The sequence below is a fragment of the Micromonospora sp. M42 genome (assembly GCF_000568915.1).
GTDB classification, from domain to species: domain Bacteria; phylum Actinomycetota; class Actinomycetes; order Mycobacteriales; family Micromonosporaceae; genus Micromonospora; species Micromonospora chalcea.
Window position 1 is genome coordinate 1,278,220 of record NZ_KK037233.1, and the last position, 14,061, is coordinate 1,292,280.

The following is a 14,061-nucleotide window of genomic DNA, read 5'->3' on the forward strand; positions in this document are numbered from 1 at the left end:
CCAGACCACCGCGCCGATGTCGTGGAAGACGGTACGCAGCGTGGCCTCTCGCAGGTCGACGACGTTCAGCCCGGCGGCCCGCGCGTCGGCGACCGCCACCTCCGGGTGGCGGTGCTCCGGCGGCGGCAGCGGCCCGAGGATCGCCTCGCTCAGCTCCCGCACCGTGCCGGGGCCGATCTGCTGGGACAGGTAGGCGCCGCCGGGCCGCAGCACCCGGGCCACCTCGTCCCACCAGGTGTGCACCGGGTGACGGCTCACCACCAGGTCGAAGGCGGCGTCCCGGAACGGCAGCGGCGGGCGGTCGCCCACCCGCACCACTGTCGCGCCGAGCGGGCGAAGGTTGCGCCGAGCCACCGGCACGTTCGGCGGCCACGCCTCGGTGGCGACCAGCAGCGGCGGCGGCGCGGGCACCTCGGCCAGCACCTCTCCCCCGCCGGTGTCGATGTCCAGCGCCGCCTTCACGGCGGCCATCCGCTCGCCGACCAGTCGCGCGTACCCCCAGGGCGGGCGCTCCTCGGTGGCGCGGCCGCGCAGCCAGTCGAAGCCCCAGCCCTCGACCGGCGCCGCCTCGGCTTCGGCTACCAGTTCCTCAAACGTCCCGACCATGCCCGCGAGCCTGCCGCTCCGCGCCGACCGCGGCAACGGAATTCGGCCGGCGTCAGTACGGGCGCGGGCGGGCGATCTCGACTGTGGAACCGGCGGGCACGTCGGCGAACGGCTCAAACCCGGCCGGCTCGGTGACCCGGTCGAACTGCTGCATCAGCCGCGCGCCCAGGGCCACGCCGACCGCGCCGACGGCGAGCGCCACGAGTTCCGCGGCGAGCAGGACACCGGTCGCGCCCCGCTGCGGCGCGCTCGCCCGGATCAGGCAGGAGAGCAGGAACAGCGCCGCCATCACGGCGTTGACGAGGTTGAACATCAGCACCGTCCGGCTGGTCCGGCCGGCCCGCACGTCCCACAGGTCGACCATTCCGGCGACGGTGGTGAGCCCGGCCGCGACGAGCGCGGCCACCGCGGTCCAGTAGCCCACCTCACCGAGGAACGCCGGACCGCCCGCCACGTCGGCCAGGTCGAAGACCGCGGCACAGACGAACAGGCCGAACGGGAACGTCACCAGCATCGGTTGGATGGGGTGCCCCTGCACCCGTAGACGGCTCTGCATCGCTTCCTCCCCAGGTCCGCGCAGCTCACCAGTCCAGAGTGCTACCCGAGGCGCCGCGGGGTGAAACGACTGTCGCTCAGTTGTCCCGGGGCCGGGAGACGGTCAGCACGAGCCGCTCGGCGACCTCGCGCAGCGGGATGTCCAGCGAGGACGCCGCGCTGCGCAGCACCCGCAGGGCCTCCGGGGCGGGACAGCCGCGCTGTGTCATGATCACGCCGACGGCCTGCCCGACCACCCCCTCGGCCAGCAGCGTGTCGTCGAGCTGACCGGCGCGGGTGGCCGCCCGCTCGCGGTCGCGCGCGGCGGCCAGCAGCAGCCCGGCGTGCTCGGCCAGGAGCATCGCGGTGAGCTGGTGCCGGGGCGTCAGCGCGTCGGGCGAGTCGGCGTAGAGGTTGATCGCGCCGATGACCTGTTCGTCGATGTCGACCGGCGCGGAGATCACCCCGTGCACCCCCAGGGCGCGGGCCCGCTCGTTCCAGACCGGCCAGCGCGGGTCGCCGGACAGCCCGCCCGCGGTGATCATCTCCCGGCGGCGGATCGCGGTCATCGCGGGCGTGTCCGGGCCGTGCCGCAGGTCGTCCAGCTCGGCCCGCTCCGGATCGGAGGCGGCCACGCCGGCGGGCTCACCGGCGCGCAGCGCGGTGAAGCCGCAGCTGTCCACGGCCGGTACGGCGTCGCGGGCGATGCGGACCAGGCGGTCCAGCGCCTCGTCGAACCCGGCCGCGCCGATCAGTCCGGCGGTCAGCTCGCGCAGCAGCGCGGCGGTCTCCAGCACACCAAGGTTGTCGATCATGGGTTGGCGCGTGTCGAGGTTCACCGGGCCGTGGCCTCCACCGTCCACCCGATGTCCCCGCTCGGCGCCGTTGCCTGTCCCATGTCCGTCCCTCCTGTGGCCGGGCCTCGGCCTACTACCCTCCCAGACCGCGGGCGAAACCGCGCAAAAAGGCCCCTCCCGGTCGCGCCGGGAAGGGCCTTTCCGCGCGGGTCAGCGCGACCCGGAGATGAGCCGCCGGCCCACCGAGGCGATCAGCCGGTCCAGCTCCGAGCCGAACGGGTTGTCGTGCACGAGGTACGTCCAGGTGGCGCTCGGCCGCACCAGCTTCGACGAGTCCGGCTCCCAGCCCTCGTCGAACTCGGTCTCCTCGAACGTGGCCACGGTCCGCGTCTCGATCTCGGGCACCAGCGCGTTGAACGCCGGCACCGCGCTGCGGTGGAACTCGTCGAGCGGGTCGAGGCGGCCCAGCGCCCGCAGGTGCACGCCCTCGCGGACCTCGGACAGCTCGGCCAGGTGGTCGGCCCAGAGCCGGTCCAGGTGGTAGAGGGCGATCTTGCGGGCCACGTCGGCAAGCAGGTCCTCGTCCATCTCGCCGGCCTTCTCCGGCACCCGCTCCAGCAGCATCAGCGCGGCGATGTCGCTGGTCAGCAGCCGCTCGCGGCGCTCGGCGAGCGCCTTGCGCTGCTGCTCGATCACCTGGCTGTAGCGCCACGTGTTGCGGTGGATCTCGTGGTTGACGCCCTCGGCGACGCGCTGGGCGTGCTCCACCGCGTAGTCGACCTGCGGGTCGGTGACCAGGCCGTCGGCGTTCATCCGGGGCGAGGCCGGCACGGTGTCGCCGGCGTGCCGGACCACCAGGTCGTCCTCCAGGCTGACGAAGAACACCGACCCGCCCGGGTCGCCCTGCCGCCCGGCCCGGCCGCGGAGCTGGTCGTCGACCCGGCGGCTGTCGTGCCGGCCGCTGCCGATCACGTAGAGACCGCCCAGCTCGGCCACCCGGTCCCGGTCGGCCTGGTCGCTGCCGCCCAGCCGGATGTCGACGCCCCGGCCGGCCATCTGCGTGGAGACCGTCACCGCGCCGTACGCGCCGGCCTCCGCGATGATCCCGGCCTCCTCGTCGTCGTTCTTGGCGTTGAGCACCACGCACGACACGCCGGCGGCGTTCAGCGCGGCGGCCAGCCCCTCGGACTCCTTGACGTCGAGCGTGCCGACCAGCACCGGCCGCCCCGCCTCGTGGCAGCGCGTGATCTCGTCGACCAGCGCCTCCTCCTTCTCGGCGCGGGTGGCGTAGATGCGGTCCGGCTCGTCCTCGCGGACGCAGGGGGTGTTCGGCGGGATCACCGCGACCTCGAGGCCGAAGAACTCCCGGAGCTGGTCGCCGACGAGCACCGCGGTCGCTGTCATCCCGCAGACCGTCGGGTAGAGCGCGATGTACGCCTGCACGGTGATCGTGCCCAGCACCTCGCCCTCGGCGGTGGCGTCCAGGCCCTCCTTCGCCTCGACCGCGGCCTGCAGCCCGTCGGGCCAGCGGCGGCGCTGGGCGACCCGGCCGCGCATCTCGTCGATCAGCTCGACCGAGTCGTCCCGGACGATGTAGTCCACGTCGCGGTGCAGCAGGGCGTGCGCGTGCAGCGCCACGTTCACCGCGGAGAGCTGCCCGACGTGCTCCTCGTCGTACAGGTCGATGCCGCCGAGCTTGGCCTCGACGGTGGCCAGGCCGACCGAGGTGAAGGCGACGCTGCGGCCGTCCTCGGCGACCGTGTAGTGCTTGCCCTTGCGCAGCCCGCGTACGAGCGCGGCGGCGGCGTGCACCGGGTCCTGCTCGCCGCCGACCGCCCCGGCCAGCACCATCGGCACCCGGGCCTCGTCGATCAGGATCGAGTCGGCCTCGTCCACGATCGCGGTCTTCAGCGGCGGCTGCACCCGGTCGGCCAGGTCGGTGACGAGCTGGTCGCGCAGGAAGTCGAAGCCGGCCTCGCTGACCGAGACGTAGGTGACGTCGCAGGCGTACGCGGCGCGCCGCTCGTCGGGCGTGGACGCCTCGTTGACCCAGCCGACGCTGAGCCCGAGCAGGTCGTAGACCGGCGTCATCCACTCGGCGTCGCGGCGGGCCAGGTAGTCGTTGACGGTGAGCACGTGCACCGGGCCGTTGCCCAGCCGCACGTGGCCGTACGCGGCGACGGTCGCGGTGAGCGTCTTGCCCTCACCGGTGGCCATCTCGGCGACCTTGCCGGACAGCAGCGCCATCGCGCCGAGCAGCTGCACGTCGTAGGGGCGCTGGTCGAGCCCGCGCCGGGCCGCCTCGCGCCCGATCGCGCAGATCTCCTCGTACCCCGACGCCTGGCCGGCGGCCTCGGTCAGCTCGGCGTCGGAGAGCTTCTCCAGGTCAGCCTCGCGCGCCTCGATCGCCGGCAGCAGCTTCTCCAGCGGAGCCAGGTCGACAGTCGTCCCCGGGCGCTGGAGGAACCGGCGGAACCTGGTCTTCAACCGTTGCGACACACCCATGAGCGGCAACGGTACGCGAACCGGAGCCGATTGTGACCCCCGCCCGCCGCGCGCCGGGTTCCGCCCGCCCCGTCCGCTTCCGTCGATCATGAGGTTGGCGGCGTCCGGCGCCCGTTTTGTCGCCGCCAACCTCATGATCGACGCCCTGAAAAGGGGGGGTTAGGGGGTCAGGATTGCCTGGAGTTCCGTGCGGCGGCGTTGGGCCAGGTCGGTCAGCAGGGCGGGGGCCTCGTCCAGGGGGACCACTGCCGAGATCAGGTGCTTGCGGATCATGTCGCCGTACTGGCGCAGCAGCTCCACCGTCTCCGCGGACAACCGCTCGCGGTCCCAGGTGGGGGCCAGGCCGCGCGGCACCCGGCCGATCTGCGCGCACCGCAGCGACAGCCCGTTGTGGTGGAACTCCTCGCCGAGGCGGACCGCGTCCGCGCCGGCCTGGTAGAACGCCAGGTCGACCACCGTGCCCTGCGGTCGCAGCAGGCGCAGCGCGAGTTGCAGCGCCCAGTCCTGGCCGCGGCACTGGAAGACCACGTCCGCGCCCCGGTCCCCGGCCGCGTGGTTCCACCGGGTCTTGAGCACCACCGCCGGGTCGTCCGCGTCCGGGTCGAGCGTGTCCAGGCCGAGCGCCTCGGCCACCTGCCGCCGGGCCGGCGTCGGGTCGACCACGACCACCGAGGCGGCGCCGTGGCGGCGGGCGAACAGCGCGGTCAGCAGCGCTACCACGCCGCCGCCGACCACCGCCACCCGGCGACCGCGTACGCCGTCGCCGAGCGTGCGCACGTCGGCGCCGCACAGGTCGGCGGCGGCGTGCAGCAGCCCGTTGGCGCAGATCGGGCCCATGTGCGCGACGTACACGCCGAGCAGCGGGTCCAGGTCGTCGGGCAGCGGCACGAACCGCTCGGTGAGCGGGTCGGCGACCCAGCCGCTGCGGTGCCCGTACGTCATGGCCCCGACCTCACCCACCGCGACGGCCGGGGTACGGCTCTCCACCACCCGCCCGACCTGCATGTAGCCGAGCCGGGTCACCGGGTACGGCGTGCTCGCCCCGCCGGGCCGGAACAGTCCGAGCGCGGCGTCCCAGGTGACGTGCAGGTACGGGTTGGTGCCCTTGACGAAGCTCAGCTCGGTGCCGGCGGACACGCCGCTGTAGAGCGTCTCCACCCGGAACGTGCCCTCGCGCAGCTCCGGCGCGTCCAGTTCGGCCAGCTCGACCCGGCCCGGGCCGCCGACCACCACCACCCGGTCACGCATCGACGCCCACCCCCGCGTCCACGACCGGCGCGGTCAGCCGCGACGCCGGGCCGGTGGGCAGCGCCACCGGCCGGCCGGTACGCGCCGACTCGGCCACCGCGAGCGCCAGCCGGTGGGTGCGCAGCGCCTCGGCGTACGGCACCCGGACGTCGTCGCCGAGACCACGAACGGCGTCGACGAAGGCCCGGTCGACGGCGATCCGTGCGCCGTCCGGGTCGGCGGGCAGGTGCCGCTCGCCGTCGCCGTCCCGGACGGTCAGGCCGTCCTCGGCCAGCCACAGCGCCAGCCCGTCGGCGAGGATCTCCACGCCGGCCCGGTGCTTCCAGCCCAGCACGCACGACGCGGCGAGCGTGCCGACCGCGCCGGAGCCGAAGCGCAGCGTGGCCGCGGTCACCGAGTCGATGTCGGCGCCGTCGACCGGCGGCGGGCTGCCGTCGCCGTACGCGCTCACCTCGACCGCCTCGCCGGCCAGCAGCCGGACCAGGTCCAGCACGTGCGCGGCCTGCTCGACCACCGGGCCGCCGGAGCGGTCCCGCCGCGCCCACCAGGCCACCGGCGGCACCTTGTCCAGCCAGGCGCCGTTGACCATCCGCACCGGGCGGCCGGCGAGCAGCCGCCGCGCCTCCGCCACCACGTGCAGGTAGCGCCAGTGGTGCCCGACGCCGGTGAGCAGCCCGCGCTGCTCCACCAGCGTCGCGACCCGCTCGGCGGTCTCCAGGTCCAGCGCCACCGGCTTCTCCACGAACATCGGCACCCCGGCGGCGACCACCGCCTCCTCGACCGGGCCGTGGGCGAACGGCGGCACGCACACGTACACCGCGTCCGGTCCGGCCGCGAGCAGCTCGTCCACGTCGCGGAACACCCGGCCGCCGTACGTGCCGGCGAGCGCCTCCGCCGCGTCCGGCGCGACGTCGGTGACGCCGAGCAGCTCCACGTCCTCGAAGCCGGTGAGCACCCGGGCGTGGCGTTGCGCCACCCCGCCGGCTCCGACCAGTCCCACCCGGCAGGTACGCATCCGACCAACCCTCTCGCCACGACTGGAAGACTGCGGTCACCACTCCCCGCGGCGGCCGCGCCCGAAACGTCGCCGAGGGGCGCAACGCAACGTTCATCTGCCCGGAACCGCCCGGTACGCACCTGGTGATCAGGTTGTCAGGCAAGATCCGGTTAGCGCGGATGCGGGATTGGGAAAACCATGGTTCGCGATTCCACCACTAATGGGGGTGCCCGTGCGGGAATCAGATTCGACCGTCTCACCTGTGGTGGAGGCGTGGGCCACGTACCGCACCAGCACCGCCGCCGACTGGCCGGCGCAGCGACTGGTCCGGGCAAAGGGAAACAGCCGGGTCAGCGTGGTGCTGCCGGCACGCAACGAGGAGGCCACAGTCGGCGCGATCGTGGCGACGGTCCGGGAGCACCTGATGGACCGGGTGCAGCTGGTCGACGAACTGATCGTGGTCGACTCCCGGTCCACCGACCGGACCGCGCAGGTGGCGCGCGCGGCCGGCGCCGAGGTGGTCAGCCAGGACGCGATGACGCGCGGGCTGCCCCGGCTGACCGGCAAGGGCGACGCGCTCTGGGCCGGGCTGGCGGCGGCCGAGGGGGACGTGGTCGCGTTCGTCGACGCCGACCTGCGCGAGTTCCGGCCGCACTTCGTGACCGGGCTGCTCGGGCCGTTGCTCACCGATCCGAGCGTGGACTTCGTCAAGGGCTTCTACCACCGGCCGCTGGTCGGCGCGACGAGCGTGGAGCCCGACGGCGGCGGCCGGGTGACGGAGCTGATGGCCCGGCCGCTGCTCAACCTGTTCTGGCCGGAGCTGGCCGGCTTCGTGCAGCCGCTCGCGGGCGAGTACGCCGGTCGCCGCCGGGTGCTGGAGCGGGTGCCGTTCGTCACCGGGTACGGGGTGGAGACGGCCATGCTCATCGACCTGCTGGAGCTGGTCGGGCTGGACGCGCTGGCCCAGGTCGACCTGGGCGAGCGCAAGCACCGGCACCAGGACACCGCGGCGCTGGGCCGGATGTCCGCGCAGATCATGCTGACCGCCTGGTCGCGGCTGCAACGGCGCGGCTGGGCGGCGCCCGGGGTGATGCCGGGCGCGCTGCTGACCCAGTTCCGCCGCGGCGGCTCGGAGGCGCTGCCCAACCTGGACCGCGAGGTCGTGGTCAACGACGTGTCGGTGCAGGAGCGCCCGCCGCTGGCGCAACTGCGGCACCGCATCCCGCGCCGCCGCCGGGTCGCGGCCGCGTGAGCGCGAGGAGGAGCAAGCCGTGACGCTCACCGTGCTGATGAACGCCGGTCCGTGGCTGTCCGTGCCGCCGCCCGGCTACGGCGGGATCGAGAACGTGGTGGCCACGCTCGTGCCGGAGCTGCGCCGGCTGGGCGTACGGGTGGTGCTGGCCTCGGTGGAGAGCAGCACGCTGCCGGTGGACGAGAAGATCGCGGTCTTCCCGGACGGCCAGTTCCACGCGCTGCAACGGCCGTACAACCAGGTGTGCGGCGTGTCCCAGGCGCACCTGTCCGGGGTGGTGCGGGCGCTGCACGCCCGCGACGACATCGACCTGGTGCACGACCACGTGGAGGCGGTCGGGCTGGCCACGCTCGCGGCGATGGGCCCGGACGCCCCGCCCGCGCTGCACACGTTGCACTGGGACCTGGCCAAGCACCCCGAGCTGTACGGCAACCTCGACGGCGGCGACCGGGTACGGGTCAACGGCGTGTCCGCGTCGCAGCTGGCCCGCGCGCCGGAGGCGCTGCGCGCGCACTCGGTGGGGCACGTGCACCTGTCCACCCCGCTCGCGGTGGACGCGGACCGGCAAGCCTCGGTGGCGAAGGGCGACCACGTGGTGATCCTCGGCCGGATCAACCCGGGCAAGGGGCAGGACCTGGGCGCGCGGCTCGCCCACGAGGCCGGTTTCCCGCTGGTGCTGGCCGGGCCGGTCGGGCCGTACCACCGGCCGGAGGATCTCGCCGCGGCCGGCGACGAGGCGCGGCAGAACCCCGACGTGCGCTTCTTCCACGACCACGTCGCGCCGTACGTCGACGGCGACCGGGTGCGCTGGGTCGGCACGGTGGCCGGGCGGGACCGCGACGACCTGGTCGCCTCGGCGCGGGCGTCGCTGTTCCCGCTGCGCTGGGAGGAGCCGGGCGGCACCGCTGTGGTCGAGTCGCTGGCGTTGGGCACGCCGGTGGTGGCCACCGCCCGGGGCTGTCTGCCGGAGCTGGTCGAGCACGGCCGCACCGGCCTGCTCACCGGCGTCGAGGAGGAACTGGGCGACCTGGTTCTCGCCGCCGGCGGCCTGGAGCCGGACGAGTGCCGGCGCGAGGCGGCGCGCCGGTTCACCCCGGCCCGGATGGCGCAGCGCTACCTGGAGCTGTACGAGCGGGTCCGCCAGGGCGCGGCGCAGCCGTTGCAGCCCGCCTGACGTACGCCGCCGGCCCGGCGTTTGCCCGCGCCGGGCCCGGGAAACCGTCGCTCCCCGCGTGGCGAGGAGGCCGGCGTGACGAACTCGATGGCGCACTCCCGGGCGCGCCGCAACCCGGCCGACGGCCGGGCGCCGGTGCGCCGGATCGCCTCCGGGTTCGCCGTGCTCCTGCTGCTGCTCGGCGCGCTGGGCTTCGTGCCCGGCATCACCAGCGACTACGCGGACCTGCGCTTCGCCGGCCCGGGGTCGGGCGCCCGGCTGCTGGGGCTGTTCCAGGTCTCGGTCGTGCACAACCTGGTGCACCTGGTCCTCGGGGTGGCCGGGCTGGCGCTGGCCCGTACCGTCGCCGGGGCCCGCGCGTTCCTGGTCGGCGCCGGGGCGGTGTACCTGGCGCTGTGGCTCACCGGCCTGGCGGTCGACCGGCGCGACGCGGCGAACGTGCTGGCGGTCAACCGCGCCGACGCCTGGCTGCACCTGCTGCTGGGCGCCGCCATGCTGGTCCTGGGGCTGCTCGCGTCGCGACGCGGCGACCGCCGCTGACCTGCGCCCCGGCGGCCCGGATGCCCGGTTTCGGGGGCCGGGGGCCCGGGTACGTCCGTAGTCCTCCGGCTGCGGGAGGCGGCGACCGCCGCGGCCGGGCGACCCTCCCCGACGAAACGGAAACGAGGACGGCGATGGTGACCCGGATCAGGTGCGAGGTCCGCGACGAGTCGCCGGTCACTGTCGTACGGCTGGCCGGCGCGCTCGACCTGGGCACGATGCGCGCGGTGCACGAGGTGCTGGACCGGTGCCTCGCCGCGCAGCCGGACGCCCTGGTGGTCGACCTGGAGGAGATCGAGGTCGGCGAGCCGCTGGCGCTGTCCGTCTTCGCCGCCGCCGCGCGGCGCGCAGCCGACTGGCCGGCGGTGCCGATGGTGCTCGCCGCGCCCTGCGCCGAGACGGCGGCCTGGCTGAACGAGACCACCGCCTGCCGGGTGGTGCCGGTGCGCCGGGACTGCGCCGAGGCGGCGGCGCTGGCCGGCGCGGATTCGGCGCCCCGGCTGCGGGCGCGGCTGGAGCCGGTGGCCGGGGCCTGCCGGCGGGCCCGGGAGCTGGTCACCGAGGCGTGCGGCAGGTGGAACGTGCCGGAGCTGGCCGGCCCGGCCTCGCTGGTGCTCAGCGAGCTGGTCGGCAACGTGGTGCGGCACGCCGGCACCCCGATGCAGGTGACGCTGACGCTGCGCCGGCCGTACCTGCGGGTGGCGGTGATGGACGGCAGCCCGGCCGACGCGCGCGCCGCGACCAGCCGCGACCCGCGCGCCGAGGGGGGCCGCGGGCTGATGCTGGTGCGGGAGCTGACCCAGCGCTGGGGCAGCACCCCGGTCGGCGCCGGCAAGGTCGTCTGGGCCATGCTCCCCGCTAATTGACCGAATTCTCCGCTCTCGCCTGGTTACATGGGCAGAGGGCCGGGTACGCCCGCCCGTCCTGTCTGTCGTCACACGGGGTGAGATGCCATGCCCAAGCGGGTAGTCACGGAACCGGCACGAGACCGGGGGCCCGCGATCCTCGCGCCGGCCCGGTTCGGGGGCTTCCCCGGGCCCGTACGGGAAGCGGTGAAGGGCAACGCGCTGTGGCGGTTGCTGCGCACCACCGACGCCAAGCAGATCGGCCTGCTCTATCTGATCACGTCGTTCGCGTACTTCATCGTCGGCGGGATCCTGGCGCTGGTCATCCGGGCGGAGCTGGCCCGGCCGGGGATGCAGATCGTCTCCCCCGAGCAGTACAACCAGATGTTCACCATGCACGGCACGGTCATGCTGCTGTTGTTCGCGACGCCGCTGTTCTTCGGGTTCGCCAACTACCTGGTGCCGCTGCAGATCGGCGCCGCCGACGTGGCGTTCCCCCGGCTGAACGCGTTCGCGTACTGGCTCTACTTCCTGGGCGCGCTGATGGTCGTGGGCGGGTTCGCCACCCCGGCCGGCGCGGCGGACTTCGGCTGGACCGCGTACACGCCGTTGAGCACCGCGCAGCACTCCCCCGGCGTCGGCGGGAACCTGTGGGTGGTCGGCCTGGCCGTGTCCGGCCTGGGCACGATCCTCGGCGCGGTCAACCTGATCACCACGATCGTGACGCTGCGGGCCCCGGGCATGACCATGTTCCGGATGCCGATCTTCACCTGGAACGCGCTGCTCACCAGCGTGCTGGTGATCTTCGTGTTCCCGCTGCTGGCGGCCGCGCTGATGGCGCTGGCCTCGGACCGGCTCCTGCACTCGCACGTGTACGACTCGACGACCGGCGGGCCGATGCTGTGGCAGCACCTGTTCTGGTTCTTCGGCCATCCCGAGGTCTACATCATCGCGCTGCCGTTCTTCGGCATCATCACCGAGATCATTCCGGTGTTCTCCCGCAAGCCGATCTTCGGCTACACCGGCCTGGTGCTGGCCACCATCGCCATCACGGTGCTGTCGATGACGGTCTGGGCGCACCACATGTTCGCCACCGGTCAGGTGCTGCTGCCGTTCTTCAGCATCCTGAGCTTCCTGATCGCGGTGCCGACCGGCGTGAAGTTCTTCAACTGGATCGGCACCATGTGGAAGGGACAGATCACGTTCGAGACGCCGATGCTGTTCGCCGTCGGCTTCCTGGTGACGTTCCTGCTCGGCGGCCTGACCGGGGTGCTGCTGGCCAGCCCGCCGCTGGACTGGCAGGTCACCGACAGCTACTTCGTGGTGGCGCACTTCCACTACGTGATGTTCGGGACCATCGTGTTCGCCGCGTTCGGCGGGCTCTACTTCTGGTTCCCGAAGATGACCGGGCGGCTGCTCGACGAGCGGCTGGGCAAGATGCACTTCTGGACCATGTTCGTCGGCTTCCACGCCACGTTCCTGGTGCAGCACTGGCTCGGCAACGAAGGCATGCCCCGCCGGTACGCCGACTACCTGCCCGGTGACGGCTTCACCACGCTGAACACGATCTCCAGCATCGGCTCGTTCGTCCTCGGCGCGTCCACCCTGTTCGTGATCTGGAACATCTGGAAGTCGTGGCGGTACGGCGCGATGGTCACCGTGGACGACCCGTGGGGTTTCGGCAACTCACTGGAGTGGGCCACCACGTGCCCGCCGCCGCTGCGCAACTTCGACCGGATGCCGCGCATCCGCTCCGAGCGGCCGGCGTTCGACCTCAAGTACGGCCCGCTCGTCTCCGACCTGGGCCGCGACCTGCCGCAGCGCACCACCAAGCCGCCGCAGAGCTTCCGCGAGGAGCTGCGCCACGAGCGGCACCTGCCGGAGTCCCCGTCGGCCGGCGGCGCGTACGGGGCGCCCGAGGCGGTGGACTACCAGCCCGCTCCGCAGTCCGGCGCCCGGCCGGTGGAGGTGCCGGTGCCGGAGGAGGTACGCCGGCCCAGCTTCGAGGAGACCGACGAGCCGGAGGACAGCGCGCTCAACGCCGAGCGCGACGACCAGCCCAACGACAGGTGGCGGCACCCGCGCGGGCACGGGGACACCCCGGAGAACTGAGACACCCGACGGGGGCCGGCGCCGTGCGGGTGCCGGCCCCCGTCGCGTACGCCGCGCGCCGGCTCCCGTGGTGGGAGCCGGCGCGGTACGTGCGTGCGGCGGTCAGTCGGCGGCCGGCAGTCCGGCAGCGGTCAGCGAGCGGCGCACCGCCGGCTGCACCCGGGTCAGCCGCAGCGGCACCCCGGTACGCGCGGCGGCGTCCCGCCCGGCCATCAGCGCGGCGATCCCGCCGGCGTCGAAGCCACCCGCGCCGACCAGGTCCACCACCACCTCGCGGGGCTGCCCGGTGACCGCCTTGAGCACGGCACGGCGCAGCTGGTCCGCGCCGGCCCGGTCGACCTCGCCGCCGACCTCGACCACCACCCGGTCGCCGTTCTGCTTCACCGAGATGCGGGCCTTCGCCGGCTCGGTCTCGGCGGCGCCGTTCTGCCAGGGCGGCGGCGCCTCGGCCAGCATCGCCTGGCGCAGCCAGGTCAGCGCCCGCGACAGCAGCCGGGACACGTGCATCTGCGAGATGCCGAACCGGGCGGCGATCTCCGCCTGGGTCTGGTTGCCGTAGAAGCGCATCGCCAGGATGCGGCGCTCCCGCCAGGGCAGCCGGTGCAGCAGGCCGCTGACCGTGACCCGGTCGTCCACCGACTCCAGCGCGTGGTCGGACTCGCCGACCAGGTCACCGAACTCGGCCGAGCTCTCCCCGCCGACCGGCGCGTTCAGCGACGCCGGGCTGTAGCCGGCGGCCGACTCCAGCGCGGCGAGGATCTCCTCCTCCGGCGTCTCCAGCCGGGCGGACAGCTCCGCCACCGTGGGGGCGCGGGACAGCTCGCTGGTGAGCGTCGCCGTGGCCTGCCCGACCTCGAGGATCAGGTCGCGCAACCGGCGCGGCACGTGCACGCCCCAGGTGCGGTCACGGAAGTGCCGTTTGATCTCGCCGACAATGGTGATCGCCGCGTACGCGGTGAACGAGCCCCGTTCCGGGTCGTACCTGTCGACGGCGTTGACCAGCCCGAGACGGGCCACCTGTTCCAGGTCCTCCAGCGGCTCGCCGCGTCCCCGGTAGCGCCGGGCCAGCCGGCCCGGCGAACGGCAGCGCGAACCGGACCAGGTCGTCCCGCGCCTCCTGCCGCCGTTCCGGTGGCAGTCCCTCGATCCGGGCCGCGTACGCGAGCGCCGCGGCGTCCAGGTCCTCCAGACCCCGGTCGGTGGTCGGTGGTGTGGGTGTGGTGGTCTGTCCGAACATCCGCGCCCCCCTCGCCGAAGGTCCCCGCCCGGTCGTAACCGGTCGTGCGCGTGGTCGGACCACGCACCGGGTGAGGAAGTTGGGTTACGTGACGGAGTACGTCGAAGGCGGTGGCCGTCCGCCGCACGGCGTCGTGGGCCGTTCCGCGGCGAGCGGTCTTCCCGCTCCGTAGGTACTCAATCACGGACCGCAGGATCGCGAGGAAGTTTCGCCA

General features: G+C 73.9%; 11 protein-coding genes and 1 pseudogene. 5 read left to right on the forward strand and 7 right to left on the reverse strand.

Annotated elements, in window-relative coordinates:
• From MCBG_RS05605 to MCBG_RS05630, 6 genes are all read right to left on the reverse strand, one after another.
• The coding region (locus tag MCBG_RS05605; protein WP_043324473.1) for a class I SAM-dependent methyltransferase at positions 1–606 on the reverse strand (606 nt) is incomplete at its 3' end.
• Positions 607–658: 52 nt separating this feature from the next.
• The gene (locus MCBG_RS05610; protein WP_043324476.1) at positions 659–1,162 is read right to left on the reverse strand and encodes a DUF2231 domain-containing protein; all 504 of its coding nucleotides are present in this window, start codon (positions 1,160–1,162) and stop codon (positions 659–661) included.
• Between the two features lie 76 nt (positions 1,163–1,238).
• A complete protein-coding gene (locus MCBG_RS05615; RefSeq protein WP_205796412.1) occupies positions 1,239–1,955 on the reverse strand; it encodes a GAF and ANTAR domain-containing protein in 717 nt (238 codons plus the stop codon).
• Between the two features lie 192 nt (positions 1,956–2,147).
• Positions 2,148–4,442 (reverse strand): accessory Sec system translocase SecA2, encoded by a 2,295-nt coding sequence (secA2, locus tag MCBG_RS05620; protein WP_043324478.1) that lies wholly within the window; start codon positions 4,440–4,442, stop codon positions 2,148–2,150.
• A gap of 159 nt (positions 4,443–4,601) precedes the next feature.
• Positions 4,602–5,690: a zinc-dependent alcohol dehydrogenase gene (locus MCBG_RS05625; RefSeq protein WP_043324481.1), complete on the reverse strand. Its 1,089-nt coding sequence runs from the start codon at positions 5,688–5,690 to the stop codon at positions 4,602–4,604.
• Positions 5,683–6,705, reverse strand: a complete 1,023-nt coding sequence (locus MCBG_RS05630) for a Gfo/Idh/MocA family protein (RefSeq protein WP_043324484.1) — start codon at positions 6,703–6,705, stop codon at positions 5,683–5,685. The genes MCBG_RS05625 and MCBG_RS05630 overlap by 8 nt, the downstream gene beginning before the upstream one ends.
• A 202-nt stretch (positions 6,706–6,907) precedes the next feature.
• Between MCBG_RS05630 and MCBG_RS05635 the strand changes: the two genes are divergently transcribed.
• The 5 genes from MCBG_RS05635 (at position 6,908) to ctaD (ending at position 12,610) form a co-directional block, all read left to right on the forward strand.
• On the forward strand, positions 6,908–7,939 hold the full coding sequence (locus MCBG_RS05635) for a glucosyl-3-phosphoglycerate synthase (protein WP_181373806.1): 1,032 nt from the start codon (positions 6,908–6,910) through the stop codon (positions 7,937–7,939).
• A 19-nt stretch (positions 7,940–7,958) separates the two neighbouring features.
• Positions 7,959–9,113: a glycosyltransferase gene (locus MCBG_RS05640; RefSeq protein ID WP_043324487.1), complete on the forward strand. Its 1,155-nt coding sequence runs from the start codon at positions 7,959–7,961 to the stop codon at positions 9,111–9,113.
• Positions 9,114–9,200: 87 nt separating this feature from the next.
• Entirely contained in the window at positions 9,201–9,653 is a 453-nt protein-coding gene (locus tag MCBG_RS05645) for a DUF4383 domain-containing protein (RefSeq protein WP_043330186.1), read from the forward strand.
• 134 nt (positions 9,654–9,787) lie between these two features.
• Positions 9,788–10,519 carry an ATP-binding protein gene (locus tag MCBG_RS05650; protein WP_043324490.1) on the forward strand — a complete coding sequence of 244 codons (732 nt, stop codon included), beginning with the start codon at positions 9,788–9,790 and terminating at the stop codon, positions 10,517–10,519.
• A gap of 87 nt (positions 10,520–10,606) precedes the next feature.
• On the forward strand, positions 10,607–12,610 hold the full coding sequence (gene ctaD / locus MCBG_RS05655; RefSeq protein WP_043324493.1) for an aa3-type cytochrome oxidase subunit I: 2,004 nt from the start codon (positions 10,607–10,609) through the stop codon (positions 12,608–12,610).
• Positions 12,611–12,712: 102 nt separating this feature from the next.
• Here ctaD and MCBG_RS05660 read toward each other — a convergent pair.
• Positions 12,713–13,847 (reverse strand): annotated as a pseudogene (locus MCBG_RS05660) (SigB/SigF/SigG family RNA polymerase sigma factor).
• Between the last annotated feature and the right edge of the window lie 214 nt (positions 13,848–14,061).